The following is a 25152-nucleotide window of genomic DNA, read 5'->3' on the forward strand; positions in this document are numbered from 1 at the left end:
CTATGTGCGGACGGGATAAGTGCTGAAAGCATCTAAGCATGAAGCCCCCCTCAAGATGAGATTTCCCATAGTTTATACTAGTAAGATCCCTGAAAGATGATCAGGTTGATAGGTCAGAGGTGGAAGCGCGGCGACGTGTGGAGCTGACTGATACTAATCGATCGAGGACTTAACCTAAAACGTTAAGGAAGATACTCCTTTTGCTTTTTCTTCTTACAAACATTATCTAGTTTTGAGGGAACAAACCTCAATTTAATAGTAGTCTGGTGGCGATAGCGAGAAGGTCACACCCGTTCCCATGCCGAACACGGAAGTTAAGCTTCTAAAGCGCCGATGGTAGTTGGGGGCTTCCCCCTGTGAGAGTAGGACGTTGCCAGGCATCCGCAAAAAACAACCTAATTTAGGTTGTTTTTTTGTCGTGTGGACATTTATTTACTAATTAGGTTTTAAAACCTAGAAGGTTTCCTAACAAAAGACTTAGAAAAAGCGGGACCATTGAAGTGGGATGTTATAAATCGATGAAGATAGGGGAAATTATCATATTAATATAAGTCTTTCAAATAAGCCCCCCGATCCGTTTTTACCATTAAAAATTAAAACCATAGTAGGATATGACTAAACAAAAAGGTTAAATCTAAATTATTCATATACTTTTTTCCTCGACTTATCCAAATTATAGTTAAAAATAATCAAAAAGGCCTAGAAAATGATTTTTATCCACACTCCATGAATGATTTTTCCAATAAACTAAAGAGACAATGTCACTTCATAAACAATAATCAGGAATTAAGTACCAATAAATTATCTTTATCCCAAGATAACGATAGGTAAAAATTCATAGGCAAAATTCTACATTCTTTACCGTGAATTTGACTGAAATGTGAACACATGTTAAAAATTATAAAGCTAGTATGTAAAAATTCCCATAAGCTAGGGTGAACGGTTTTTCCTCTTAATTTGTAAAATCTTTTACTGGAGAGAGAGTAAAACATACTTAAAGAAAAACTAGTTTGTTATTCTAAGAAAATTTCAACTTTAGGAGAAGAGATAGGATGTTAGAGTCAAAAAGAAGAGCTGCAATATTTTTACTTCTGGCGTTTTTGTTAGCTTTGGCAGCTGGATACCTGGTCTTTGAGAAAGTAAAGCAATTAAATTCCGAATTAGGGGGAATGACTAAAATTTATATTGCCAATGATAGTATTCAAGCGAGAACTCCTATCAAGGAAAATCAAATAACGACGGAAGAGATTCCAAATAAATTTATCAAACCGAATTGGCATATAGTTGATAAGGAAGATATTTTAAACAAAGTATCAATAATTCCTATTAATGATGGAGAGATCATTCCAGAAACTATTCTTAAAGATTTCTCAATTGCAACAGATGAAACGAAACGTTTAATTGCAATGTATCCTTCAGAAACTGTTCAATTTGATCAGGAAGTCGAACCGTTGGATCGTGTCGATATTGTCGTTTCTACAGAAAATAGCGGTCAAAGAAAAACAGAGATTTTTATGCGAGATGTTTTGGTTTATTTTGCAAGTAAAGAGGATGGAAACTTCCTAGGAGCTGCTCTCGAGGTCGGAATTGATGATGCACCAAGATTGATTCATATGCAGCATTATGCAGATAAAATACGTATTTTAAAGGCAAGTAGTGGCATGAGTGATACGCTGACACCTTCTCCAAGTGAAACAGTTAATGAAGCAGAACGGAAAAAAGAAGAGGAGAAGGAAACTGAAACCGACACTGGTGAAAAACCGGTGGCTAATGAGGAAGAATCATCGTAAGTTACATACTTATAAAAATCACATGAACCAATGATAAAGAGGGAATCGTATGCAATCAACATTAAAAATTTTATTAATTAGCGATGATGAGGTTATTCATAATCAAATATTAAATGCACTTACAGGCAGTTACGCGGTTCAATTGATTCGTACTCGTGATATTGTTCGTGAAATAAACCGGGATGTTCAGGATATAGTCATTTTTGTTCAGCCAGAAAGTGATATTGCAGTCGAAAGTATTCAATATATTAAAACCACGAATCCTTCTACATTAGTCATTTTTATTGCGAATGAAACGGATTTTACACTTCTTAGAAGTATTACGAAAGCAGGAGCAACAGAATTTTTTGTGTATCCTGATGAACATTCTTTATTTATTAGTCGTGTTCCTACTATTTTCCAAAACTATGAGAATAATAAATTGAAACAAAGTGAATCTATCCATTCATTTGCAAAAGGAAGGGGTCAAATCTTTTCGGTTTTTAGTGGAAGTGGAGGAAGTGGTAAATCCTGTCTTGCTGCTACATTAGCACAAACAATAAAAGTAGAAACAACGGCAGAAGTGATCCTAATTGATTTAAATTTGCAGTTTGGTGGAATAGAGACATTATTATCAATCCAATCGAATCGATCGATTGCAGACTTAGCGCCAGTTATTAATGAACTTAACGAAGGTCATATTCGTAACGTTTCTCAGAAATTAGATTCATCAAAATTAGAAATTTTAATAAGTCCATGTGACGCTGAGGCAGCCGAATCGATAACGGATGAGTTTATCGCCAAACTGTTAAGAACTTGTCGAAGAAGTTTTGACTTTGTGATCGTTGATTTACCTTCGTATATTAATGGACAAGTTGTTACTTCCTTGGAGGAATCAGATCGAATTTTTTATGTGCTTACACCAGATACACCAGCACTTAAGGTATTGAAACAGTTTGAAGAAATATCAATCAGGCTAGGAATTGAGTTGTCATCAAGAACATCAATTATCCTTAATAAGGTTGGGAAAGATAATGAAATTCAGGCGAAGGACCTAAAAGATACGCTGATGTTTCCAATAGCTGCTCCTATCCGCTTAGATTATAAAGGGTTGCAACCATATGTTAACAAGGGGGAACCCGTAAGAAAAATGAAAAAAGAGCGAAGACTAATCCCATTTGCAAAAGATGTAAAAAAATGGGGAATTTCGCTTCTTGAGTAGGGGGGATCGCAAATGGCATCAATATTTGATAAACGTAAAGAAAAAATTGTTGCATCAGCCAAACTGCAATCCTATCAATATGAAAACCATCTTGTTGATGAGCTTGTTGAGCATTATAAATCGAGATTATTAAGAGATACAAATTTAGAAACTTTAACAAAGCTTTCGCAAGGTGAAATGAGACTAAGTATAGAACAATTTGTCAGCCAATTTATGGCTGAAGAAAAAGTGATTATCTCACGTCATGACAAAGAGATTTTGATTAATCGGATTCTTGATGAGTCAGTAGGGTTTGGACCGTTGGAACCATTGATTAATGATCCAACGATTACTGAGGTTCTCGTTAATGGTGTGAATGAAGTTTATGTTGAACGTCTTGGTAGGCTAGAATTAACGGATGTTAAATTTCGTGATGATAACCATATTAGACATATTGTTGACCGAATCGTTGCTCCAATTGGTCGAAGGATTGATGAAAGTTCTCCAATGGTTGATGCACGCTTGCCCGATGGTAGTCGTGTTAATGCAGTTATCCCACCAATCAGTTTAAATGGAACTTTAGTTTCCATTCGTAAGTTCCGAAAAGAACCTTTTAAGATGGATGATTTATTAAATTTTGACACTCTAAACTCCTCGATGGCACGGTTTCTAGAGGGAATTGTTAAAGCAAAAATGAACACACTCATTTCTGGAGGTACCGGAAGTGGGAAAACAACGATATTAAACGTCCTGACTACAGCGATTCCTCTTGGAGAAAGAATTGTAACCATTGAGGATTCTGCGGAGCTACGATTAAACCGAGCGAATGTAGCTGGAATGGAGGCAAGACCAGCAAATGTTGAGGGAAGTGGAGAAATTTCAATTAGACAGCTAGTGAAGAATGCACTTCGGATGAGACCTGATCGAATTATTGTCGGTGAGGTACGTGGCGGCGAGGCATTTGATATGCTTCAGGCGATGAATACTGGTCATGAAGGCTCGATTACAACCGTACATGCTAATTCCCCTGACGATGCTCTTCGACGTGTTGAAGCGATGGTTGTTATGGCAGGAATGGATCTTCCTAGTCATATTGTGAGGGAATACATAGTTGGAGCCCTTGATATCATTGTTCAGGCAAATAGACTTACAGATGGAACTAGGAAGATTGTCTCTATTTCTGAAGTTGTGAAAAATAGAGATGGTTCACATGATGTTAAAGAAATTTTCCATTTTAAACGAACAGGAATGACGTCAGAGGGAATGATTAAAGGTTATTTCACTCCTACTGGTTATGTACCAAAATGCCTTGAAAAACTAAATATTTTTGGAATTTCAATTCCCGAAAAGGCATTTGTCCCAGTCTATACGGAGGTAAACCAATGATCATTACCCTCCTCTCTATATTATCTATGTTGATGTTTATTTTTGCTGTATATTTCCTTTTGGATTATCGGAAAGAAAAACGCGAATGGAAAAAAACTGTTCATGATTTTTATAGTAATGGTCAAAAACGGAAAAGCACGATTGTTTTGTTGGGGGATAAATTCGACAAAACCGAATATGCCACACCAATTTATGACCGATTACGTAGTGCGAATATTCCCTTGACACCATCGGAATATATCGGAGCTGTTTTTGTTTCTTATATGGGAATGATGCTTTTTTTACAAAACTTTTTTGGCATTACCTTTCCAGGGAATATCATTATTTCTATTCTTATCGTTGAAGGTGGAAAGAGAGTACTTTTCGTTATTAGAAAAAATTTAATGAAGCAGAAGATTGTCGAACAGCTTCCAGAAATTTGTCGTACCCTTGCTAATGCAACACGGTCCGGTATGACATTAACACAGGGGATTAATTTAGTTGCCCAAGAAATCAACGAACCGGCTAGAGGAGAGTTTCAAAGGCTAGCACAGGAAATCGCTTTAGGGATAGATTTTAATACAGCCTTAAAGTCAATGGAAAAGAGAATTAATAGCAAAGAGTTTCAATTATTTGTTGCGACAATGATGATTCAAAAGAAAGCAGGCGGAAATATATATTCCGTTTTAAATGAAATGAGCCAAACACTTGAAGAAAGAAAAATCCTTCAGCAAGAAATAAAAACGATGACAGCGGAACAAAGATATGTTTCCTATATTGTCCCGATTATCCCCATCTTTTTAGTTCTTATGATGAATAATGTTATTGATGGATTTCTAGACCCCTTATTTTCTGGAATTGGGATTATATTACTTATCTTTTTTATCGGTGGTACAGTATTAACATTCATACTGGTAAGAAAGATAACGAACATTAGGGTGTGAGTACATGGATGGCTTAATCATGATGATTGTTAGTCTTAGTTTAATTTTTTTCGGATTTTCATTACGAAATTTTTATCACTTCCTCGCCTTAAAGGAAGATTTAAAGATAGTAGTAAAGAATAAAATTATTGTAGAAAATAAGTTTGAAAAGAAAGTTAGTAGAAAAGAAAAGTTCGTTTCTAAAATGCTAAAATATGCGGATGATTTTTCGTCAATGGGTCAAAGAATCAATTTTTTTAGCGAAAATCATGAGGTGAAAAAACTTCTTATGCAGGCTGGCTTTCCTTATCAATTGACAATTGAGCGTTTTCAGGGATTAAAAATATTCTTGCTTATTATTGGTCTTATTATAGGTGGCTTCATGCTTATCTTGAGATTTCCATATGCGGAAGTCCTCGTCATTCTCTTACCAATTGGCGGATATTTAGGGACGATATGGTGGTTGAAAAGTAAAGCAAAACAAAGACAAGAAGAATTATCCTATCAATTACCAGATTTCTTAGACACGATGAGCGTTACTCTACAGGCTGGGGTAGGGCTAGATCAAGCATTAAGGGATATCGTTCCATATTTTGGAGGTCCAGTTAAGGATGAGTTTGGCCGATTTATTCAAGAAACCGATGTTGGGGTACCTAGGACTGAGGCGTATCAGTCACTTCTTGATCGCAATGAGAGTAAAGAATTTCAAATGTTAATAAAATCCCTTGTACAGGGAGAAAAACTTGGGGTGCCGATTTCAAGAACGTTTAAACATCAAGCAGTAGAAATGAGGAAAATTAAGAAGGAAAAAATTAAGGAAGCAGCAGCTAAAGCGTCTCCCAAAGTCACCTTAATTACTACTTTTATTGTCATGCCATCAGCTCTAATATTAATCGGGGGCTTGATGATTATGAATATGTTTAGCGAAAATAGGAATCTATTTTCTATATTTAATTAACAAAAGGAGAGATATTAATGAAAAATTCAATGGTGAAATTTGCGAAACGAATGTTGGAACCTGTGAAAAATGAAAGAGGGGCACAGTCATTAGAGTGGTTAGGATTAGCAGCGTTGTTGATTTTAGTTCTTGGAATTATTTCCACTGCTGTTAGCGGTCAAAGTGAGGGGATTGGAAACATAATTACAAATATTATTAGTAAAATCTCCGGAATGGTTGGATAAGGAGTATAAACTCCTCATTTAATAGGTGATGTTTATGAATAAGTGTTTAAATATACTAGCATTCCTAGTCATTTCCCTGTTTTTTCTTGCAGGTTGTAATCAAGATAATGAAGTGAATAGGAATGAAAACAATCCACATCCTGCTGACAATGTGAATGAAACGAATCATCAAAACAACGCAGAACAAAAGATAGAAGAAAATAAAGTACTAAAGCTTGAGCCACTCCCATCGACTTATGAGGAATTAGCTTCTAGAAAGATGGGGGAATATCATGATTTTTACTTTTCTCTAAATAGTGAAGAAATACAAGGGATGCTGGATATTTTCAGCACTCTTCCAGATGTTTCAAACAACCCGACTGATGAGGAATTAGATTATTTTTATCAAGAAATATTAGCGATGGTTCAAGAAGATTTTGAAGGCCCGGAAAGAGCCATTCGACAACTCCGTTTTCAATCGATAGGTGATCCTGAAATCGAGGATTCACGCTATCAATTTAAAGAGAATTTAAATGTAGTAATAATTTTGGATGCTTCCGGCAGTATGGCGGCTACAGTAAATGGACAAGTGAAGATGAACGCGGCAAAAGCTGCAATTCTTAAGTTTGTAAACGAGCTTCCGGATGAAGCAAATGTTGGCCTTCGTGTTTTTGGGCATAAAGGTACAGGTGCTTATGAAGATAGGGAATTGTCGTGCCAGAGTAGTGAAATGATTATCCCCATTTCTACATTCAATGAAACTAGCTTTCAATCTGGATTAGAGCTAATTAAACCAAGTGGCTGGACACCGACGGAATTAGCTATAAGAGAGGCTAAAAAAGACCTTGAGAAATTTGATGGAAGCGACAATACGAATATTGTTTATTTAGTCGGTGATGGAATTTCTACTTGCGATGATGATCCTATCAAAGCTGCAGAAGAATTATTTCATTCTAATATTTCACCAATTATTAATGTAATTGGGTTTGATGTTGACAATGAAGGCCAAAATCAGTTGAAGGAAATTGCAAATGTAACAGAAGGCTTATATACCCATGTTTCCGATGGCAATGAGCTTAGCAAAGAACTGTCTAAAGTATCTGATCTAGCAAAGACATGGGAGCAATGGAAAACAAAAGGGACGCAAAGTCTTGAGTATAAAAAAGTGAACAATACTATCGACATTTTTAATTACATTACTCAAGAAGAATCGAAAGCAGTCGATGAAAAGGTGAGAATCGATTTAATCATCACTCAGTTTTGGCAAAATGAATTAATGGATAGGGAGTCTTTTCAATATCTTCAAGATAAAAACAACCAATATCATGACTGGGTAATAGATAAGATTAGAAGGTTCAATCAGGAACTAAAAGAATTAAATGAAAAAAATTATACTGAGGCATTGAAAATACTCGAAGAAAAATATGAGCAAAATACTCAGTAAGTGAGGTGAGCTAAAGGATTGGGTAGAGTCCACTTTAATCGAATTTTTGCAATCATGATGATTACGATATTACTAGTTTGGAATACATTTCCAGTACTAAGTCATGCAAACTTTATTACTCCGGGTACAGCTATTACTCCGGGGCAGGCAATAAGCCCGGGGCAACCGGTTACTGGTGGCCAATTTATAATCCCTGGAAAAGCATATAAACCAGGAGGAAATTATGAGGCAGGGAATGGGAATTTATCGTCAGGTCTTCCGATTTTCCCAGGATCCTATTTAAATAATGGGGCATTTTTAATTCCAAGTGCTCCTCCTCAACCACCAGGAATGCTATATTGGGAGTTAAGAGGAATTGATCCTGGAAATGCTTTGCAAGGAGGAAATGCAGTTGACCGTGGTACAGCAGCCGAAGGAGGTCAGGGACCGAGCGGTGGTACAGCAGCTGAAGGAGGTCAAGGACCGAGCGGTAGTACAGCAGCCGAAGGAGGTCAGGGACCGAGCGGTGGTACAGCAGCCGAAGGAGGTCAGGGACCGAGCGGTGGCACAGCGGCCGAAGGAGGTCAGGGACCGAGCGGTGGCACAGCGGCCGAAGGAGGTCAAGGACCGAACGGTGGCACAGCGGCCGAAGGAGGTCAAGGACCGAACGGTGGCACAGCAGCCGAAGGAGGTCAAGGACCGAACGGTGGCACAGCGGCCGAAGGAGGAGAAGGTCCGAGCGGCGGCACAGTAGCCGAAGGAGGAGAAGGTCCGAACGGTGGCACAGCGGCCGAAGGAGGAGAAGGTCCAAACGGCGGTACAGCAGCTGAAGGAGGTCAAGGCTCGAACGGTGGCGTAGCCGGTGAAGGAGGTCAAGGTTCAAACGGTTCAGGAATAAAATGGAATTTAATTGAAGCAATCCATGGAACAGCTAAAGAGGCGAAGACGTGGCTTGTTAGTAATCGTACAAAGGCAGAACAATTGTTAGACGGTACTTTATCCCTAATAGCTGGATTCCAAATAAAAGATTTAAATACCCATATTGGCAATCGAAACCTTCATGAAATTGTGGGGAAAAAGAATTTTACGAATTCTAAAAACCCAATTGCAAACTGGTTGGATTCAAGGTATCAAAAATACCTTCAAAGTTTTGATGAATCAAAAACGATTTTACGAAATGGGGAATTAAGATCAGGGACACAGAAGAAAGCGAAGCATATGGCTTCATTCTTTAAAGAAAACTTTAGCTTAACGAGTACGTTAAGAACGATTAGTAGTGACTTTACGAAAAACTGGAATCCTTTTGCTAACCCATTTAATGCGAATAATACAGGAATAGGCAAAATTATAAATAAAGATTTCTTTAACTTAAAGAACATGGCAAAGGGGAATGGAGTAGTAAATGTTCTTTTAAGTACGGGAGATCGGATAATTGATTTTGCGAAGAATCCGAAAAAATCATTCGCAAGTACTGACTTTGCAGCAGGAATTACAACGGATATGGCTTTTGGAGTTGGTACTACAGCGATTAGTGCAGGTGTTGGTTGGGGGGCTGCTGCTGCAACAGGCGCAGCATTTGGTTCTGTAGTTCCTGGTTTAGGTACTATTATTGGAGCTGGGGTTGGAGTTGGCTTAAGTTTTGCACTGGCTTCACCAGCTGGAAAAAGGTTCAAACGGAAAGTAGAGGATGGAGTTAAGAAAGTTTTTGATGGAGTCGTTAATATAGGTTCATCGATTAAGAATAAACTTTCTGGAATATTTGGATAGTTGTTAAAATGGAGGAGAGGATATATATGGTAAGAAAAGCAGCACCGCTTATAATTGCACCGCTAGGGGTTTGGGCTATTTCTCTCCCCATTCCTTTTTTTTCGATGAATTATTTTTTAGGTTCCTTATTAATCATGATTCTCTATCTTTTATTTATTCTATTTATTGATGTAACAGGGAAGAACAAATCTAGTAAAACCATGAGTTATGCCGGATATATTTCACTTTTATTAACAGGGATTTTTTTCGGAGGACCAGCATTTAAGCTTTCTAGCCACTCTCTGTTTTTACAAATGGTCATGGTTGGCGTTGCATTGCTAATATTATTCTTTGCCCAAAAGTACAATAAAATAATCGCAGATTCACTTACTGGGCAAGAGAATCGAAATATTAAATTTCTAGTTGTCTATTATGGTTTTGCTGCTCTGATCATCATTGCTGGCGGTGGAGGTTATTTTATGGCTGCTGATCTGTTTGCCGATAGATTTGGCATGCAGGCAATGCAAAATTATTTTTCTATTGTATTATTATTAATCGGGTATCTGGTTCTTATTGCTAGTCAAAGTGCAACAAGTCGCTTTAAAACATTTAAGAATTAGAAAGGGGTGAGCAGATGTTATTTCCAGGTATAAAAACGCTGGGGATCTCTATTTTAGTCATGCTTGTTACTAGTTTATTAGGGATACTGCTCATTCAAGATGTATTAATGCTGTCAATTGTTTCTTTTTTATTCACTTACAGTCTAAATGGATACATAGCAGCAATGTTGTACCATAAGTATCCTTATTTTCTAGCTTATATGACATCTTTTTTCCTTATTATTATGAATCTGCTATTTGCGCAATTTGTTGTCGGATTAGATGTATTTCTTAATCCGAATATTATCTTTTATTCTTTACTAGTCGGTACACTAACGTCCTTATTAGGGGCATATGTAAATATCTTGTTTAAAAAAAGAAGGGCCGCTCATGCTTAAAGATCTGTTGTATTTCTATAATCAAGGTATTTTAAAAATCCTTGGCTTTACATTGTTAATCGTTCTTCCTTGGCAATTATTTTTGTTCGGGTTGATTTATTATATTTATCAAATCGATTTAATTGCGCAAAACCTTTTTGCGTTATTTCTCTATGTTTTTATGTTTATTGCGACGCAGAAGCCGTTTATACATCTGTATAAACAGCTTAAATTGAATGAAGAATATGGAATTAGACAGATGCTTCGCGATTTTATAACTTCTTTTGGAGTCATTTTCGTAGGGGCATTGGTTCTCTTTGTCTTATCGTATTTTGGGACAGGGTTTTATATTATTCCAGGGGTTATTATCTTAACTTTTGTTTTTTTGTTACCTTATTACCAAGAAAATCAAGCATCATTAAAGAAAACCGTTGCAAACGGACTCTCATTTTATAAAAATAATTGGTTTTCAATTTATACAGATTTATTATTATGGGTTTCAATTGATGTGATTATTTGGGTTATTTTTTTAAACAGTTTCTCAAGTTTCGATATTAATCTACTAACTTATACTTTGCTTAGAATTGTCATTAATCTATTCTTATTTCCCTTTATTTATTTTTATTTATCTGAAAAATATGAGCAAAATACTTAGGAGAGTGCGATGGATACAGTGAAATTCAAAAAAACAAATGTTCCGTTAATGGTAGTTTTAAGCTATTTTACGGCGGGGGTTTACATTGCATACTGGTTCCTTTCAAGAAGAAAAACATTTGATAAAATGCAGACAAATGATTTAAGGGTTTCTTTTATTCATATTATGCTTGCAATTAATATTGTCATTTTTGTTTATAGCATTGTAAAAGGAGCTATTTTCGGAGAAGTAGGGATTCTAATTATCGATAGTATAGAATGGATCCTAGCTTTTTTAGCACTAGGATGTCTATACTATTCTGTTTTTCGAGCAAAAGAGTCGATTGAAGATGAATTAGGTGAAACGCTCTATCGTCCATGGTTATTAATCGTTTTTCATGTGTGGTACTTACAGTATAAAATCAATCAAACAGATTTAAAGGGAGCATAATGGTTTAGCGAATTTTTGGGGTGAGATGATGAAAGTCAAACGGATGATTAAAAATGAGAAAGGAGCCATTAGTATTGAGTTCCTTGGAATTCTTCCCTTTTTCTTTATGTTTTTCTTATTGCTCTGGCAAGTTGTTGGTACAGGATATGCCGTTTTTACAGCGAAGACAGCTGTAAATGATGCTGCAAAAGCTTACGGAGCATCGGATAATATTAATGAAGCAATCAATGCAGCGAAGGATACATTGGGGAGTAGTAATGTTATTGAATATAAGAATTTAGTTCCCCAATCATTAGGAAATGGACATTTTAAATTAGTACTGTATACAGATCATTATTTAACCTTTGTTCCTGAAAAATGGCGGCAAAATTTGCCGTTAAAGCTAGAACAAGAAGCATATGGTAAGGTGTTAATTTCCCCATGAACTATTTTAAGAATGAACGTGGCAATGCAGCAATCTTTCTCCTTTGGTTACTTGGCATTGTAGCGATTATCTTCATTTTAACCATTAATATTGTTAAAGTATATATCGTAAAAGAGCATGCAAACCTAGCCGTTGAACAAGCCGCTTTAGCTGGTACAGCAGTTTTATTGGAAAAAACAAAGAAGGCAGTGAAAGATTTTGACACGAAACCTACATTAGACCCGCTATATATTTTGGATCGGGAAGCTCAACAAACGTTGGACCTTGGTAAGAGTGTAAGTGAGTTAATTGAAAATCGGAAGAATCAATTAGTAGGAAGTGGTCGAGCTGAGGCAGATGCGTACATAAAAGCAGCTAATGAGATATTACCAGTGAGAGTTGATCGGCATTATTTTTTAAAAAAGGAATTAAAAGATGCTTTTGGCTCTTTAGGGAGTGAGTTATCAGCTGCTGTTATCCGTGTCATCAACGATAATGATGCCCGACAGGAAGATACAGTGATTGAGCTTTCTAATGATCATTGGCGTGTTGAAGTGGAATCAACGGTAAGATTCGAAAGCATCTCAGACAATAAATATATTATGAGTTTTTTTGAAGATATTCCACAAGTCGGTTACGGGCCTACATTAAGTTTTTTAGAAAAGGTATACAATTGATGATTAATAGACCAATAAAAGGCGGCTTTCTCTTTTATAGAGGGGCAGCCTTATTATTTTTAAGTATAAAGGAAATGTTCATTTGAGTGGTACAACACAACTCGACGATTTTTAACAAATTCTTAAAAAACGGATAGTATTATTCTTGTATACGTGTATAATGGTTTTAAGAGAAATTTCATAATAAAGAATAGGTGTCTTATGGAAGAATGATTTATGTGGATAAATGATTCTTTCATGACTTAAAAGGGAAGTTGGTGTAATTCCAACGCGGTCCCGCCACTGTGAATGGGAGCTAATGCACTTGCCACTGTACTTAAGTGTATGGGAAGGCGCATAAATAGCGATGACCATTAGCCAGGAGACCTGCCTGATTCTTAGCACCAGAACCTACGAGGATAGGAGGTGTTTGCTAGGATTGCATTCTCAGGAATGGACTCTATACAAACATCTCCTTGTCTCGTAGGGAGATGTTTTTTATTTTATTTAAATAGGAAGTACATATTGTTAGAATGTGTAAAATTTTAAAAGCTTCCTAGATGATCAAATGGAGGAATGAAAGATGAAGAAAATGTACACGTTATTACTCGCCCTGTTATTCGCGATTGGATTGCTCGTCGGTTGTGGGGGGAATGCTGGTGAGGAAGCAAATGAAACACCAACAAATGAAACGGAGCAAAATGAAGAAGGGCAATCGACTGAGCAAGCAGAGCAAGATTTTCCAGTAACGATTATTGATGCTCTTGAAAATGAAGTAGTGATTGAATCGAAGCCAAAGAGAATTGTAACGCTTATCCCTAGTATTACCGAGATTGTTTTTGGGATAGGTTTAGGTGATGAGGTTGTCGGTGTTTCCGACAATGATACTTACCCTGAAGAAGTAGCTGAAAAAGAGAAAGTCGGTGGAATGGAGTTTAATGTTGAAAAAATTATTTCCTTAGAGCCGAACCTGGTTTTAGCACATGCTTCAAATGCCAATAGTGCAGAGATTGGGTTGCAGCAAATTCGTGATGCTGGAATTACGGTCCTGATTGTAAACGATGCCCAAAATTTCGATGATGTATATGATTCGATTATCATGGTGGGGACTGCAACAGGAGAAAAGAAAAAAGCAGAAATACTCGTTGAGGAATTAAAAACAAAAATCAATGAGATAAAAACGAAAGCACAAGAGGTAGCTGAAGAAGACCGTAAAACGGTGTTAGTTGAAGTTTCGCCAGCTCCTGAACTTTACACGGTTGGAGCAAATACGTTTATGAATGAAATCATTGAAATCATCAATGCAGAGAATATTATTACTGAAGATGGTTGGCCGAAAATTGATTCTGAGGCAGTAATTGAGCGAAATCCGGATGTCATCATTACTACACATGGATTCTATACTGAGAACCCTGTTGAAAATGTCGTTAACCGTGACGGTTGGCAAGACATAACAGCCGTAAAAAATGAGCAAGTCTTCGATGTGGATTCTGATAGGGTAACACGACCAGGCCCAAGAATTGCTCAAGGAGTCGAGGAACTTGCAAAAGTTGTTTATCCGGAACTTTTTAACTAATAAAATCATTGCTTATGTGACGGCAATTGTATTTTTAATCATTGCTATGTTATTAGGGATATCTATAGGAACGGTGTCCGTTCCTTTTTTGGATATCCCTCAAATTATCGGTGCCGAAATCTTTCGTTTTGTTTTAAATGAAAACATTGATCCGATGCACGCAAATATCGTTATGAATATTCGTCTACCTAGGGTCATTTTAGCTGGTTTAGTTGGAGCATCCTTAGCGATTGCGGGAGCTGCCTTTCAAGGGTTATTAAGGAATCCTTTAGCAGATCCTTATACTTTAGGGGTTTCATCTGGAGCATCCGTCGGTGCGGTCATCACTTTATTTTTTGGCTTTACAATTCCATTTGCTGGGATATTTACATTGCCACTCCTAAGTATTTTATTCGCTTTTCTAACGATAATTATTGTTTTAATCTTCGCCCGCAAAATCGATCGGTCGATGAAAGTCGAAACGATTATTTTAACTGGGATTATTTTTAGTTCTTTTTTAGGTGCAATAATATCCTTAATGATTGCTTTAACTGGAGAAGAATTAAGACAGATTATCGGGTGGTTAATGGGGAGTGTGTCGATGCGTGGTTGGGAATACATAAAAATTATTACCCCGTTTTTTATTATCGGCTCGATTATTCTCTTAATTAACGGAAGAGAGCTAAATGCGATGTCATTCGGAGAGGAACGAGCTCAACATATCGGAGTAAATGTTCAAAAACGGAAAATGCTCATTTTAATAGCTGGTTCCATTTTAACGGGGGCAGCTGTTGCAGTTTCGGGAACAATTGGTTTTGTCGGTCTTGTTATTCCACATTTAACAAGACTCCTATGGGGACCAGACCATCGTCATTTATTGCCTTTATCGATTCTTACTGGAAGTGGGTTCCTAATTCTTGCAGATCTTGTGGCCAGGACGATTATTTCCCCAACAGAGTTGCCGATAGGCGTAATTACCGCGATGATTGGTGCTCCGGTATTTGCCATCATCTTAATGAAAAGACGTTTGGAAAGAAGTGGATAAGCATGTTGAAGGTTCAGCAATTAACAGGAGGATATTCAGGAGAATCGGTCTTGAGAAATGTCTCCTTTGAGGTTAAGCGAGGGGAGCTATTTGGGATCTTAGGACCGAATGGAAGTGGAAAAACGACCTTATTAAAAATGATAAGCGGTGTGCTTCCATATACGAATGGAAATGTCCAATTAAAAGGGAAATCAATAAAGAGTTACTCTCCGAAGGAACTTGCTCAAATCGTTGCTGTACTTCCACAGCACTCCACTCAAGCTTTTTCCTATACAGTAAAAGAGACGGTCTCACTTGGAAGGTATGCCCATCAAAATGGGTGGTTTCAAGCTTGGACAGATGAGGACGAAAGCATTGTTCAACAAGTAATGGAACAAACAGGGATTACACGCTTCCAAAATCATGATATTCAACAACTTTCTGGGGGAGAAAGACAACGGGTATTTCTCGCGCAAGCATTAGCCCAGGAACCAGAGATTTTATTACTTGATGAGCCAACGAACCATTTAGACCTTTCTTATCAAAAGGAATTGCTTGATCGTTTGAAAACATGGTCTAAAGAGCAAGGACTGACAATTATTTCAATCTTTCATGACTTAAACCTAGCTGGTTTATATTGTGACAGATTGCTGTTAATGGAAAATGGCCATATTAATTTGGACGATATTCCGAACGAGGTTTTACGTGAAGATCGGATAAACGCTGTTTATCGGACGAAAATTCAGAAACAACCTCATCCAAAAGTTCCTGCTCCACAAATGGTCTTATTGCCAGAAGTGAAAACGATTCAATCGGAGGAAATCGTCATCAATGAATCCTTTTTGAAAATTAATCACGAATATATTGAACTAAATTCTCCTATTCCGCTAAGAACGATGTCTTCGGGTGTTGTTGGCTCAGGAACAGGATGGTATCAAGTATTTATTAATCGTCATGTTGATAAAAATTATAATTGTTCTGATCATCGTAGAGAAATGGTTGAATTTCTAAAAGAAAATGGGATAGAACCAGGAGAAACTGTAGGCATGATGACAGCGGTAATGACGGAAGATGTTAGTTATCAGTTGTTAAAAGGACAAGGTTTTTCTGTATTCATAGTTGTCACAGCGGGTGTGGGAAATGCGATTGATGCTTCTAACAGTGCCCAACATACATTTCAATTGACACCGGGTACCATTAATACTTGGGTTCTCGTTAATGGAACACTAACAGAAGAGGCGTTTATTCAAAGTATTATGACTGCAACGGAAGCAAAGGCAAAGGGATTGCAGGAACTTGAAGTGAAAGATCAACTAACTGGAACGATTGCTAGCGGAACCTCAACGGATAGTATATTGGTTGCAGCAACACAAATAGGACGAGAACTAGAGTATGCTGGGACAATTACCCCACTCGGCAAATTAATTGGCCAAGGCGTCTATGAATGTACCGTAAACGCAATAAAAAAGAGTAGAAAAAGGGTGAAAATCGAATGATTCTAACTCATTTAGTTGCTCTTACGTTCGCATTTGTAATTGACCTTATCGTTGGTGATCCTCCAAAATGGCCTCACCCTGTAAAATGGATGGGTTTCCTTATCAGTAAACTCGAAAAAAGCTTGAACAACGGAAAATTTAAAAAAGCAAAAGGGATGCTAATGCTTTTTACAGTTTTGGTCATCGTTGGTGGACTTTCGATTTTACTTGTAATATTTGCGTACCGAACTCACCTGATTGTAGGAATTGCTGTAGAATCATTACTGATTTCGACAACCATTGCCCAAAAAAGCCTTAAAGAGGCTGCAATAACAGTATTTGAGCCATTGAATAAAGGCAAGCTGGAGGAAGCGCGATTAAAGCTCTCCTATATTGTTGGTAGGGATACAGATCAGCTTAATGAAGCAGAAATTACCAGGGCAACAATCGAAACGGTTGCAGAAAATACGAGTGATGGGATAACTGCCCCGCTTTTTTGGGCGCTAATTGGTGGTGCCCCACTGGCTCTTATCTATCGAGCGATTAATACATGTGATTCCATGGTTGGCTACAAAAATGAGAAATATAAACAATTTGGCTGGGCATCTGCTCGATTGGATGATGTCGTAAATTGGTTTCCTAGCCGTCTAACATCTTTTTGTATGCTCATAGTAAATCAGCCTGAATTTATTTCTCGCTCGGAAGCGAGGAAAATAGTAAAAAAAGATGCGCCCAAACATCCAAGCCCGAATAGTGGCTGGGGGGAAGCCGCAGTGGCTGCCATTCTTGGTGTACAACTTGGAGGAATCAATTTCTATAAGGGTCTCGTTTCTAATCGTGCGACGATGGGGAATCCACTCATTCAACTAGAAAAAAATCATATTTTGAAAACGAACACAATTGTCACAAGAACAATCCCTGTCTTTTTAATCTTACTATGGGTCGGAGGAATTTTAAGTGAAATGGCCATCACATGGATCGAATCCACAATATTTGTTTGAGGCATTAAACAAGGAAATGCCAAAGGAAAAAGTAGATTTTAGTGCGAATATTAATCCACTTGGTCCACCTGCTATTTTAAAAGAAAATTGGCAAAGTCTTTTTCATACAATTACTGATTATCCTGATCCAAAAGGAAATCTGTTAAAGGAAAAGCTTGCAAACCATGTTGGAATAACGAAAGATCAACTTCTCTTAGGAAATGGTGGGGCAGAGTTGATTTACTTGATAGCTAGAATGCTAGCTGGTAAGAGGGTGGTTATCGTACAACCGGCATTTTCTGAATATGAAGAAGCTTGTCGAGCCAATGGATGTACAATTGACTACCACCAGTTACAACCTAATCAATGGAAATGGGATTTTGCAAATCTCTCATCAAAACTTGATAAGGCTGATGCACTGTTTTTGTGTAATCCGAACAATCCTACAGGCATTTATTATTCAAAATCAACGGTTTTAGAAATTCTTCAGTTATGCGCTCAAAAAAACTGTTTTCTAATTGTTGATGAAGCTTTTTATGATTTCGTTTTAAATTATGAACCGCTCATTGATTGCATAAGTGATTTCAAGAATTTACTGATTATTCGCTCGATGACGAAAATGTATGCGATTCCTGGCCTTAGGCTTGGATATTTAATCGCAAATCGAACAATTATTAATAAACTTATCACTTATCAACCTCAGTGGAGTGTAAATGCAATTGCACTTAAAGCAGGAGAATGGTGTCTTTCAAACGAATCCTATCGTAATAAAACGATTGAATTAGTCAGTACGGAGAAGAAGCGTTTGTTTTCCTTTTATCAAAGTCTGAATTTCCAGGTATCATTATCAGCAACAAATTTTTATTTGTTAAAGGAACCTAAGTTAAAGGATCAATTTCCGTTTTTTCAATTTTTACTTGAAAAAGGAATCATTCCGAGACATACAATGAATTTTCCCGGAATTGATGGAGAATGGATAAGGTTTGCAATAAAAGCACCTCACGACAATAATCGATTAATGGAGGCGGTGGTGGAATGGCGGGACAGTCTTCAATCATCTTTATAACCGGTGGGGTTCGTAGTGGGAAAAGCAGCTTTGCTGAAAAAATGGCCGTTGAAATGGTTGGTGACACTGGCAAGCAGCTCCATTATATTGCGACGGGGCAAGCTAGTGATTATGAAATGGAAGCTCGTATAGCTAAGCATAAAAAAGATCGTTTAGAAAGTGGATTTTATTGGAACACGTGGGAGCAATCTTTTCAGTTAGAAAAGATAGAAGATGTCTTTAACATGGAGGATATCGTCTTGCTTGATTGTTTGACAACGCTCTTAAATAATGAATTCTTCCAAGGGGAGGATCAGTGGAGGGACCGATTATTTCAACAACAGCTAATCGGTTCCGTCTTAAAAGCTGTAACGACAATTGCTAGCAATTGTCAGGCGTTGATTGTTGTTAGCAATGAAGTGTTAAATGACGTAATTGTAGATGATGAGCTCGTTTTAACCTATCAAAAAATGTTAGCTGTTCTCCATCACGAAATGGTAAAAATGGCAAAAAAGGCATTTTTGGTTGAAAGCGGGTTTCCGTTATTGATGAAAGGAGCGGAGCAAGGATGAAAGGAATTATGATCCAAGGTACCGCATCAGACGTTGGGAAAAGTTTAATTGCTACTGCTATCTGTCGAGCATTTGCAAATGAAGGGGTTCGCGTCGTGCCATTTAAATCGCAGAATATGTCAAATAATTCTTACGTTACGATTGATGGCAAAGAGATCGGTAGAGCGCAGGGAATACAAGCAGAAGCGGCGAATACAGAAGCAACGGTTGAAATGAATCCGATTTTGTTAAAACCGAGATCAGATCAGGATTCGGAAGTTGTTTTACTTGGAGAAGCTACGAAAACATTATCTGGTAGAGACTATCGCGATTCTTTTTATGAGAAGGGTCTTGAAACGATTACCTCTTCCCTAGAAAAACTAGAAGAAAAATATGATTTGATCGTAATGGAAGGGGCAGGGAGCCCTGTTGAAGTGAATTTAAAAGCGAAAGAGTTAGTTAATATGAAGGTTGCCGAAATGGCCGATGTTCCGGTCATTTTAGTTGCTGATATTGATCGTGGCGGGGTATTTGCAAGTATAGTAGGTACTTTAGAACTTCTAAGCGATGATGAAAGGGCAAGGGTTCAAGGGATTGTTATTAATAAGTTTCGTGGTGATTCGTCTTTATTTGAGAATGGAATACAGTGGCTTGAGGAAAAGACAGGTATTCCTGTTTTAGGATTATTGCCCTATATGGATAACCACATGATAGATGCCGAGGATTCTCTTTCATTGCCATTATCATCAACGAATGAGTCGATTAACACCATTGAGATTGTCGTAATCAAGCCTCCATATATTTCAAATTTCAGTGATCTTGAGCCTTTTTATTATGAGCAAGATGTTGCGATTAAATGGGTAAAGCATCCCGATGAAATTAAAAACCCAGATGCAATCATTCTTCCGGGTACGAAAAGTACGATTCGCGATTTACAGTACTTTAAAAATGCTGGTTTTGATAAAAGAGTCAGACAATTTGTCGATGAGGGCGGTTATGTTGTAGGGATTTGTGGGGGTTATCAGATGTTAGGCATGAGATTAATTGATCCAACAGGTTCGGATACGGGGATCCGTTTTACAGAGGAGGAAGGGCTTGGGTTCATTCCGGCGGTTACAACTTTTTCCAAAGAAAAGCTTACGATTAGAGTCGAAGGAAAACTTCACCCATACACAGGAATGGATTTAACGATCGATGGATACGAAATTCATCTCGGTGAGACAAAGCAGGAAAGTGATCGACACTTTTTATTATTATCCGATGGACGTGAAGAAGGTTATTATGGCAATAGCGGTCAAATGATTGGAACTTATCTTCATCACCTGTTTCATAATGATAAGTGGAGAAACCAGTGGTTAAATCGTTTGCGTAGAAGAAAGGGGCTTAAAGAACAGGGAATTGTTCCCATTCAAGAATTAAAGGAACAGAAATATGATGAACTTGCCGCTCATTTTCTAAAGCATATCGATTGGGAGAAGCTGAAAGAGATTACCCTTCGATGGAGAAAGAAAAATGAGTTGGATTAAAGGATTATTAATTAATTTTCAATTTTTCACAAGTATCCCAATTCCCATATCATTGCCAATGGATAAAGCACATTTAGAAAAGGCCATTCAAACATTTCCTCTGCTCGGGCTCGTCCAAGGTGGAATTTATGCATTTATCGTTTTTGCTCTATCTGAATGGACACCTTTTTCGAGTTTAGCGATTGCCTTTATTGTATGGCTTGCTTGTATTATTATTACTGGCGGGATTCATCTCGATGGTTGGATGGACGCGAGTGATGCCTTTTTCTCCTATCAAGAGAAAGAAAAAAGGCTTGAAATTATGTCTGATCCGCGAACAGGGGCATTTGGTGTATTATCGGTCATCATCCTGTTAGCAGGAAAGTTTTTCTTTATATATGAAATCATTATCATGCAAACACCACAATCGTATTTTTTGATTGCGTTAATTCCATTTTTCGGAAAAATGGTCATGGGTGTTCTTTTGCTAAAAGGGAAAACAGCAAAAAAAAGTGGCTTGGGAACTTTATTTAAAGGTGCAGCAAATAAATGGACACTCACTGTCTATCCTCTTTTTTTGTTATTGCTTTTAATCTTTACAGGAATTGTTTTTAGCAATGCTTTCTTGGGAATGCTTGTGTTTATTGTCGTTTCAAGTTTGATATTAACGCTTTTAATTAAAAAAACAATTTCCTGGTTTGGTGGCACGACTGGAGATGTTCTTGGAGCGAGTGTAGAAGGGACGGAGCTGTTGCTATGGATGACACTATGGTTATTACATTACTTCGCCATGGGATGACAAAGGATAACAAACGGGGAGCTTATTTAGGATGGAGTGATTCGCCTTTATGCCAGGAGGAGAAGGATAAACTGAAAAACTCTCGGTTAAAGGCTGAACTTATCTTTACAAGTGATTTAGGAAGATGTATTGACACGGCTAAGCTTCTTTTCCCGAAAAAAGCACCTAGATTGGTATCAGAGTTCCGTGAACTGCATTTTGGCGAATGGGAAGGAAAGACATACAACGAATTAAAACACAACCCCGATTATAAAAATTGGTTAGCTAATTTTCATACGACTAAACCGCCAAACGGAGAATCGTACATTGAATTTGTCAGCCGAATTGAGCGTGGTTGGGAGAATGTTTGTCAAACCCTATCTAATTTGGATCAGAAACGAGCGGTAATTATCACACATGGTGGTGTGATTCGTTACATGTTATCTAAGTACGCACCAATACAAAGAGATTTTTGGGATTGGCAAGTTCCCCATGGAACTGGCTATGAACTTTTATGGAAGAATGATGGGTGGAGGAGGAAAGAACGATGCACTTTGTTACAGGAGGTGCCTTTAACGGCAAAGCAAATTGGGTCAGGGAGTATTACGACTTAAGTCAAACCTCTCATTATTGGTGCTCGGCTTACCATGGGGTACCTCTACCAGAAAATTTGGAAGATGAGAATGAATCGAACGTGATTGTGTTAGAGGGAGTTGAGTATTGGCTTAAAGATCTGGCAACTCAATATGATAGAAGGGAAATCCGTTTTAATTGGCGAAAGTATTTAAATGGATGGTTAGAATGGGAAAACGAACAGAATCAACGTACACTGATCATAATTGGAACGGATATTTCAAAAGGAATTGTCCCAATCCATACGGATGAACGGAAATGGCGAGATGGGACTGGTTGGGCTTATCAGGATACGGTCGCATATGCGAAGCGAGTTGATCTTATCTGGTATGGAATAAATAATAGAATAAAATAGTGTGATACAACATGTAATCCAGTTTAATAAATTAATTTAAGAAAAGGGGAGAGTATGAATGAAATTATATACGCGAACAGGGGATAAAGGAAAAACGAGTCTAATCGGTGGTAGAGTAGACAAGGATGATATTCGCGTTGAAGCTTATGGGACAGTGGATGAGGTAAACTGCTTTGTTGGTCAAGCGGTTACTCAATTAGATCCATCTATTTTCCAAGATTTATTAGCTGATCTTGAAAAAATCCAACATGAATTATTTGATTGCGGTGGAGACTTAGCGAATATAACCGAAAAGCGAGAATTAAAATTGAAACAAGAGTCAGTAGAATATTTAGAAGCTAGAATTGATGAATTGATTAAGGAAGCACCTGAGCTTGAACGGTTTATCTTACCTGGAGGTACACCAGCAGCAGCTTCGATTCATATTGCGAGAACAGTGACAAGACGAGCGGAAAGATTAGTCGTTTCTCTAGTAAAAACAGATAGTGGTGAATCTGAGCAACCACTTAAATACTTAAACCGGTTATCGGATTATTTCTTTGCTTTAGCGAGAGTAATTAATTTCCGCTTAAATGAGAAAGATGTTGAATATGAGCGTAGTGCGAAAGTTTTTCGTGACGGGAAGCGCAAGGGTGAATAAGAAAATGCATAAAAAAATTACGACAACGGCAGTTCTTGTTGCCTTAACAGCAATTGGAGCAGCTATAAAGGTGCCGGCGATTATCGGGAGTGTCGCATTCGATGCTTTTCCAGCGCTCCTTGCAGCTGGATTGTTAGGTGGAGCTGCAGCAGCTGTCGTTGGGGGAATGGGGCATCTTCTTTCAGCTATAATTGGAGGCATGCCATTAGGAGCGATGCATGGCCTCATTGCGATAGAAATGGCTGTATTAGCTTTTATTTTCTATCTATTCTATAAAAATGGAAAAATATGGGTGGCAGCAATCCTATTTATTTTAGGAAATACATTTGCGGCACCGCTTCCGTTTTTATTTTTGCTCGGAGAAGCTTTTTATTTAGCACTTGTTCCTTCTCTTTTTGTAGGTTCTGTACTTAATACAATCGTTGCGTTGATTCTCATTCCGAGGCTAGCATTTTTGTTGAAGTCTGAGCTTCCAAGGGAAAAGGTAAACGGATGAGAGATGTTTTATATATTCCGTTTAATCAAGACGAAACAATTGTGATTGCCTGTGATAATAGCGGTGCAATTGGTAAGAAGGATAAAGATGCGGTGAAGGTACCGTATGATGTCGTTGCATATTTTTCATTTCGAGTTGCGGCAATGGAATGTATTGCAGCTGGCGGGGAGCCGTTTGCTGTGACGCTGCAGAACTTTTGTGAAGAAGATGCCTGGCTGGATCTTATAGCAGGAATTAAAAAGGGTTTGATTGAGCTATCCATTGAAAACATTGAGATTACAGGAAGCACAGAAAGTAATTTCCAGTTAAACCAATCAGCGATTAGCCTTACCATTTTAGGAAAAAAGAAACGAAAAAAAGATCAAGCACCGTTGGTATATTCCGAACAAACGAAAATCGCCGTGATCGGATCCCCTCTCGTTGGCAATGAAGTGGTAGATGAAGCTTTTAAAGTAGTTCCATTATCGCTGTTCAAAAAGCTTTCGTTAATAGAGGACGTAATCATATTACCTGTCGGTTCTAAAGGAATTTTATATGAATTAAATCAACTTTTTTATAATCGTACATTTAGCCTAACTCAATTAGAGTCTGATTTAAATTTGCTTAAATCAGCTGGACCCGCTACTTGTTTTATTGTCGTTTATGAACAAGAAAAAGAATCTGTGATTGCGAGTCTCTCCGATTTTTATTTTCATGAAGTAAATGTGGGATGTGGATACAATGCTTAATGTTTATGTGATTCGCCATGGCGAGACAGAATGGAATGTACAAAAAAGGATGCAAGGGCGGTTGGATTCAGCTTTAACGGAAAAGGGAAGGGAAAATGCTATTTTATTGGGTGAACGATTAAAAAATACGCAATTTAAGCGAATTTTTTCTTCACCAAGCCCACGTGCAATGGCTACAGCCAAAATTGTTCGTGACGAACGAAAAATCCCTATTGAAGAAGATGACAAATTATTAGAAATTGATCTTGGCGAATGGCAAGGAAAGACAGAGGCGGAAATAAAGGCACTATTTCCAGCAGAGTTCCATTCATATTTCCATAAACCGGAAAAATTCATAAATCTTGTTGGAGAGGTTTTTGTAGATGTTCAAAAACGAGTAAGTGAATTTTTAAACGATTTAGAGGATACGACACCTGAAGGGAATGTTCTCGTTGTTACCCATGGAGTAGTTGTAAAAACTCTCCTGCTCTTATGTCGTCAGGCTCCAATTGCGGAAATGTGGTCGTCACCTTCTATTTCCGGAACAAGCTTAACCATTGTTCGTATCCAAGACGGAAAAAAAGAATTAGTTTTAGAAGGATGTACGAAGCATTGCAGCTTTTAGCTAGACGTTTTTAAAATCTTAAATAAGCCCATGGTGTTTTCACCCCGGGCTTATTTAAGATTTAATTGTATCCAAA

28 protein-coding genes, 2 rRNA genes and 1 riboswitch are annotated in these 25152 nt (G+C 37.7%); all 30 genes read left to right on the forward strand.

What is annotated here, in order from left to right:
* Positions 1-177 (forward strand): 23S ribosomal RNA (locus GNT69_RS13340); the annotation flags it as partial.
* A gap of 85 nt (positions 178-262) precedes the next feature.
* Positions 263-379 (forward strand): 5S ribosomal RNA (rrf, locus tag GNT69_RS13345).
* A gap of 673 nt (positions 380-1052) precedes the next feature.
* Positions 1053-1790, forward strand: a complete 738-nt coding sequence (locus tag GNT69_RS13350) for a CpaB family protein (RefSeq protein ID WP_203555483.1) — start codon at positions 1053-1055, stop codon at positions 1788-1790.
* A 49-nt stretch (positions 1791-1839) separates the two neighbouring features.
* Entirely contained in the window at positions 1840-2991 is a 1152-nt protein-coding gene (locus GNT69_RS13355; RefSeq protein ID WP_203555484.1) for a CpaE/TadZ family protein, read from the forward strand.
* 12 nt (positions 2992-3003) lie between these two features.
* Complete coding sequence (locus GNT69_RS13360) at positions 3004-4356, forward strand: TadA family conjugal transfer-associated ATPase (RefSeq protein ID WP_203555485.1); 1353 nt, start codon at positions 3004-3006, stop codon at positions 4354-4356.
* On the forward strand, positions 4353-5279 hold the full coding sequence (locus GNT69_RS13365) for a type II secretion system F family protein (protein WP_203555486.1): 927 nt from the start codon (positions 4353-4355) through the stop codon (positions 5277-5279). Before GNT69_RS13360 ends, GNT69_RS13365 begins: the two co-directional genes overlap by 4 nt.
* 4 nt (positions 5280-5283) lie before the next feature.
* Positions 5284-6216, forward strand: coding sequence for a type II secretion system F family protein (locus GNT69_RS13370; RefSeq protein ID WP_203555487.1), 933 nt, complete (start codon positions 5284-5286; stop codon positions 6214-6216).
* 17 nt (positions 6217-6233) lie between these two features.
* A complete protein-coding gene (locus tag GNT69_RS13375) occupies positions 6234-6440 on the forward strand; it encodes a hypothetical protein (protein WP_203555488.1) in 207 nt (68 codons plus the stop codon).
* A gap of 34 nt (positions 6441-6474) precedes the next feature.
* Positions 6475-7863 carry a vWA domain-containing protein gene (locus GNT69_RS13380; RefSeq protein ID WP_203555489.1) on the forward strand — a complete coding sequence of 463 codons (1389 nt, stop codon included), beginning with the start codon at positions 6475-6477 and terminating at the stop codon, positions 7861-7863.
* Between the two features lie 18 nt (positions 7864-7881).
* On the forward strand, positions 7882-9609 hold the full coding sequence (locus GNT69_RS13385; protein WP_203555490.1) for an ICP22 family protein: 1728 nt from the start codon (positions 7882-7884) through the stop codon (positions 9607-9609).
* 26 nt (positions 9610-9635) lie between these two features.
* Positions 9636-10208 carry a hypothetical protein gene (locus GNT69_RS13390; RefSeq protein ID WP_203555491.1) on the forward strand — a complete coding sequence of 191 codons (573 nt, stop codon included), beginning with the start codon at positions 9636-9638 and terminating at the stop codon, positions 10206-10208.
* 14 nt (positions 10209-10222) lie between these two features.
* The gene (locus GNT69_RS13395; RefSeq protein ID WP_203555492.1) at positions 10223-10585 is read left to right on the forward strand and encodes a hypothetical protein; all 363 of its coding nucleotides are present in this window, start codon (positions 10223-10225) and stop codon (positions 10583-10585) included.
* Positions 10578-11219, forward strand: a complete 642-nt coding sequence (locus GNT69_RS13400; RefSeq protein ID WP_203555493.1) for a hypothetical protein — start codon at positions 10578-10580, stop codon at positions 11217-11219. Before GNT69_RS13395 ends, GNT69_RS13400 begins: the two co-directional genes overlap by 8 nt.
* 9 nt (positions 11220-11228) lie before the next feature.
* On the forward strand, positions 11229-11648 hold the full coding sequence (locus tag GNT69_RS13405) for a hypothetical protein (RefSeq protein WP_203555494.1): 420 nt from the start codon (positions 11229-11231) through the stop codon (positions 11646-11648).
* Positions 11649-11676: 28 nt separating this feature from the next.
* Positions 11677-12072 (forward strand): pilus assembly protein, encoded by a 396-nt coding sequence (locus tag GNT69_RS13410; protein ID WP_203555495.1) that lies wholly within the window; start codon positions 11677-11679, stop codon positions 12070-12072.
* Entirely contained in the window at positions 12069-12728 is a 660-nt protein-coding gene (locus GNT69_RS13415; RefSeq protein ID WP_203555496.1) for a hypothetical protein, read from the forward strand. Before GNT69_RS13410 ends, GNT69_RS13415 begins: the two co-directional genes overlap by 4 nt.
* 177 nt (positions 12729-12905) lie before the next feature.
* Positions 12906-13116, forward strand: a riboswitch (cobalamin riboswitch).
* 174 nt (positions 13117-13290) lie between these two features.
* On the forward strand, positions 13291-14283 hold the full coding sequence (locus GNT69_RS13420; protein ID WP_203555497.1) for an ABC transporter substrate-binding protein: 993 nt from the start codon (positions 13291-13293) through the stop codon (positions 14281-14283).
* Entirely contained in the window at positions 14249-15307 is a 1059-nt protein-coding gene (locus tag GNT69_RS13425) for a FecCD family ABC transporter permease (RefSeq protein ID WP_203555498.1), read from the forward strand. The genes GNT69_RS13420 and GNT69_RS13425 overlap by 35 nt, the downstream gene beginning before the upstream one ends.
* Before the next feature lie 2 nt (positions 15308-15309).
* Positions 15310-16782 (forward strand): adenosylcobinamide amidohydrolase, encoded by a 1473-nt coding sequence (locus GNT69_RS13430; protein ID WP_203555499.1) that lies wholly within the window; start codon positions 15310-15312, stop codon positions 16780-16782.
* On the forward strand, positions 16779-17762 hold the full coding sequence (cbiB, locus tag GNT69_RS13435) for an adenosylcobinamide-phosphate synthase CbiB (RefSeq protein ID WP_203555500.1): 984 nt from the start codon (positions 16779-16781) through the stop codon (positions 17760-17762). The genes GNT69_RS13430 and cbiB overlap by 4 nt, the downstream gene beginning before the upstream one ends.
* The gene (gene cobD / locus GNT69_RS13440; protein WP_203555501.1) at positions 17719-18807 is read left to right on the forward strand and encodes a threonine-phosphate decarboxylase CobD; all 1089 of its coding nucleotides are present in this window, start codon (positions 17719-17721) and stop codon (positions 18805-18807) included. The genes cbiB and cobD overlap by 44 nt, the downstream gene beginning before the upstream one ends.
* On the forward strand, positions 18777-19358 hold the full coding sequence (locus GNT69_RS13445; RefSeq protein ID WP_203555502.1) for a bifunctional adenosylcobinamide kinase/adenosylcobinamide-phosphate guanylyltransferase: 582 nt from the start codon (positions 18777-18779) through the stop codon (positions 19356-19358). Before cobD ends, GNT69_RS13445 begins: the two co-directional genes overlap by 31 nt.
* Entirely contained in the window at positions 19355-20863 is a 1509-nt protein-coding gene (locus GNT69_RS13450; protein ID WP_203555503.1) for a cobyric acid synthase, read from the forward strand. Before GNT69_RS13445 ends, GNT69_RS13450 begins: the two co-directional genes overlap by 4 nt.
* Positions 20850-21641: an adenosylcobinamide-GDP ribazoletransferase gene (cobS, locus tag GNT69_RS13455; protein WP_203555504.1), complete on the forward strand. Its 792-nt coding sequence runs from the start codon at positions 20850-20852 to the stop codon at positions 21639-21641. The genes GNT69_RS13450 and cobS overlap by 14 nt, the downstream gene beginning before the upstream one ends.
* Entirely contained in the window at positions 21611-22234 is a 624-nt protein-coding gene (locus GNT69_RS13460; RefSeq protein WP_239094226.1) for a histidine phosphatase family protein, read from the forward strand. The genes cobS and GNT69_RS13460 overlap by 31 nt, the downstream gene beginning before the upstream one ends.
* A complete protein-coding gene (locus GNT69_RS13465) occupies positions 22168-22608 on the forward strand; it encodes a bifunctional adenosylcobinamide kinase/adenosylcobinamide-phosphate guanylyltransferase (protein WP_203555506.1) in 441 nt (146 codons plus the stop codon). The genes GNT69_RS13460 and GNT69_RS13465 overlap by 67 nt, the downstream gene beginning before the upstream one ends.
* A 58-nt stretch (positions 22609-22666) precedes the next feature.
* On the forward strand, positions 22667-23248 hold the full coding sequence (locus tag GNT69_RS13470) for a cob(I)yrinic acid a,c-diamide adenosyltransferase (protein WP_203555507.1): 582 nt from the start codon (positions 22667-22669) through the stop codon (positions 23246-23248).
* Between the two features lie 4 nt (positions 23249-23252).
* The gene (locus GNT69_RS13475) at positions 23253-23744 is read left to right on the forward strand and encodes an ECF transporter S component (protein WP_203555508.1); all 492 of its coding nucleotides are present in this window, start codon (positions 23253-23255) and stop codon (positions 23742-23744) included.
* Positions 23741-24472 (forward strand): ATP-binding protein, encoded by a 732-nt coding sequence (locus GNT69_RS13480; RefSeq protein ID WP_203555509.1) that lies wholly within the window; start codon positions 23741-23743, stop codon positions 24470-24472. Before GNT69_RS13475 ends, GNT69_RS13480 begins: the two co-directional genes overlap by 4 nt.
* Positions 24465-25076 (forward strand): histidine phosphatase family protein, encoded by a 612-nt coding sequence (locus tag GNT69_RS13485; RefSeq protein ID WP_203555510.1) that lies wholly within the window; start codon positions 24465-24467, stop codon positions 25074-25076. Before GNT69_RS13480 ends, GNT69_RS13485 begins: the two co-directional genes overlap by 8 nt.
* The last annotated feature ends 76 nt before the right edge of the window (positions 25077-25152 follow it).

The organism is Bacillus sp. B15-48, from assembly GCF_016879755.1.
GTDB lineage: Bacteria > Bacillota > Bacilli > Bacillales > Cytobacillaceae > Mesobacillus_B.

Coding starts and splice junctions, on each gene's coding strand:
- GNT69_RS13410 (WP_203555495.1), top strand. CDS start 11,677: ATGAAAGTCAAACGGATGATTAAAAATGAGAAAGGAGCCATTAGTATT.
- GNT69_RS13470 (WP_203555507.1), top strand. CDS start 22,667: ATGAAATTATATACGCGAACAGGGGATAAAGGAAAAACGAGTCTAATC.
- GNT69_RS13375 (WP_203555488.1), top strand. CDS start 6,234: ATGAAAAATTCAATGGTGAAATTTGCGAAACGAATGTTGGAACCTGTG.
- GNT69_RS13480 (WP_203555509.1), top strand. CDS start 23,741: ATGAGAGATGTTTTATATATTCCGTTTAATCAAGACGAAACAATTGTG.
- cbiB (WP_203555500.1), top strand. CDS start 16,779: ATGATTCTAACTCATTTAGTTGCTCTTACGTTCGCATTTGTAATTGAC.
- GNT69_RS13445 (WP_203555502.1), top strand. CDS start 18,777: ATGGCGGGACAGTCTTCAATCATCTTTATAACCGGTGGGGTTCGTAGT.
- GNT69_RS13355 (WP_203555484.1), top strand. CDS start 1,840: ATGCAATCAACATTAAAAATTTTATTAATTAGCGATGATGAGGTTATT.
- GNT69_RS13350 (WP_203555483.1), top strand. CDS start 1,053: ATGTTAGAGTCAAAAAGAAGAGCTGCAATATTTTTACTTCTGGCGTTT.
- GNT69_RS13380 (WP_203555489.1), top strand. CDS start 6,475: ATGAATAAGTGTTTAAATATACTAGCATTCCTAGTCATTTCCCTGTTT.
- GNT69_RS13395 (WP_203555492.1), top strand. CDS start 10,223: ATGTTATTTCCAGGTATAAAAACGCTGGGGATCTCTATTTTAGTCATG.
- cobS (WP_203555504.1), top strand. CDS start 20,850: ATGAGTTGGATTAAAGGATTATTAATTAATTTTCAATTTTTCACAAGT.
- GNT69_RS13400 (WP_203555493.1), top strand. CDS start 10,578: ATGCTTAAAGATCTGTTGTATTTCTATAATCAAGGTATTTTAAAAATC.
- GNT69_RS13460 (WP_239094226.1), top strand. CDS start 21,611: ATGGTTATTACATTACTTCGCCATGGGATGACAAAGGATAACAAACGG.
- GNT69_RS13365 (WP_203555486.1), top strand. CDS start 4,353: ATGATCATTACCCTCCTCTCTATATTATCTATGTTGATGTTTATTTTT.
- GNT69_RS13420 (WP_203555497.1), top strand. CDS start 13,291: ATGAAGAAAATGTACACGTTATTACTCGCCCTGTTATTCGCGATTGGA.
- GNT69_RS13415 (WP_203555496.1), top strand. CDS start 12,069: ATGAACTATTTTAAGAATGAACGTGGCAATGCAGCAATCTTTCTCCTT.
- GNT69_RS13370 (WP_203555487.1), top strand. CDS start 5,284: ATGGATGGCTTAATCATGATGATTGTTAGTCTTAGTTTAATTTTTTTC.
- GNT69_RS13465 (WP_203555506.1), top strand. CDS start 22,168: ATGCACTTTGTTACAGGAGGTGCCTTTAACGGCAAAGCAAATTGGGTC.
- GNT69_RS13430 (WP_203555499.1), top strand. CDS start 15,310: ATGTTGAAGGTTCAGCAATTAACAGGAGGATATTCAGGAGAATCGGTC.
- GNT69_RS13360 (WP_203555485.1), top strand. CDS start 3,004: ATGGCATCAATATTTGATAAACGTAAAGAAAAAATTGTTGCATCAGCC.
- GNT69_RS13475 (WP_203555508.1), top strand. CDS start 23,253: ATGCATAAAAAAATTACGACAACGGCAGTTCTTGTTGCCTTAACAGCA.
- GNT69_RS13450 (WP_203555503.1), top strand. CDS start 19,355: ATGAAAGGAATTATGATCCAAGGTACCGCATCAGACGTTGGGAAAAGT.
- GNT69_RS13390 (WP_203555491.1), top strand. CDS start 9,636: ATGGTAAGAAAAGCAGCACCGCTTATAATTGCACCGCTAGGGGTTTGG.
- GNT69_RS13485 (WP_203555510.1), top strand. CDS start 24,465: ATGCTTAATGTTTATGTGATTCGCCATGGCGAGACAGAATGGAATGTA.
- GNT69_RS13405 (WP_203555494.1), top strand. CDS start 11,229: ATGGATACAGTGAAATTCAAAAAAACAAATGTTCCGTTAATGGTAGTT.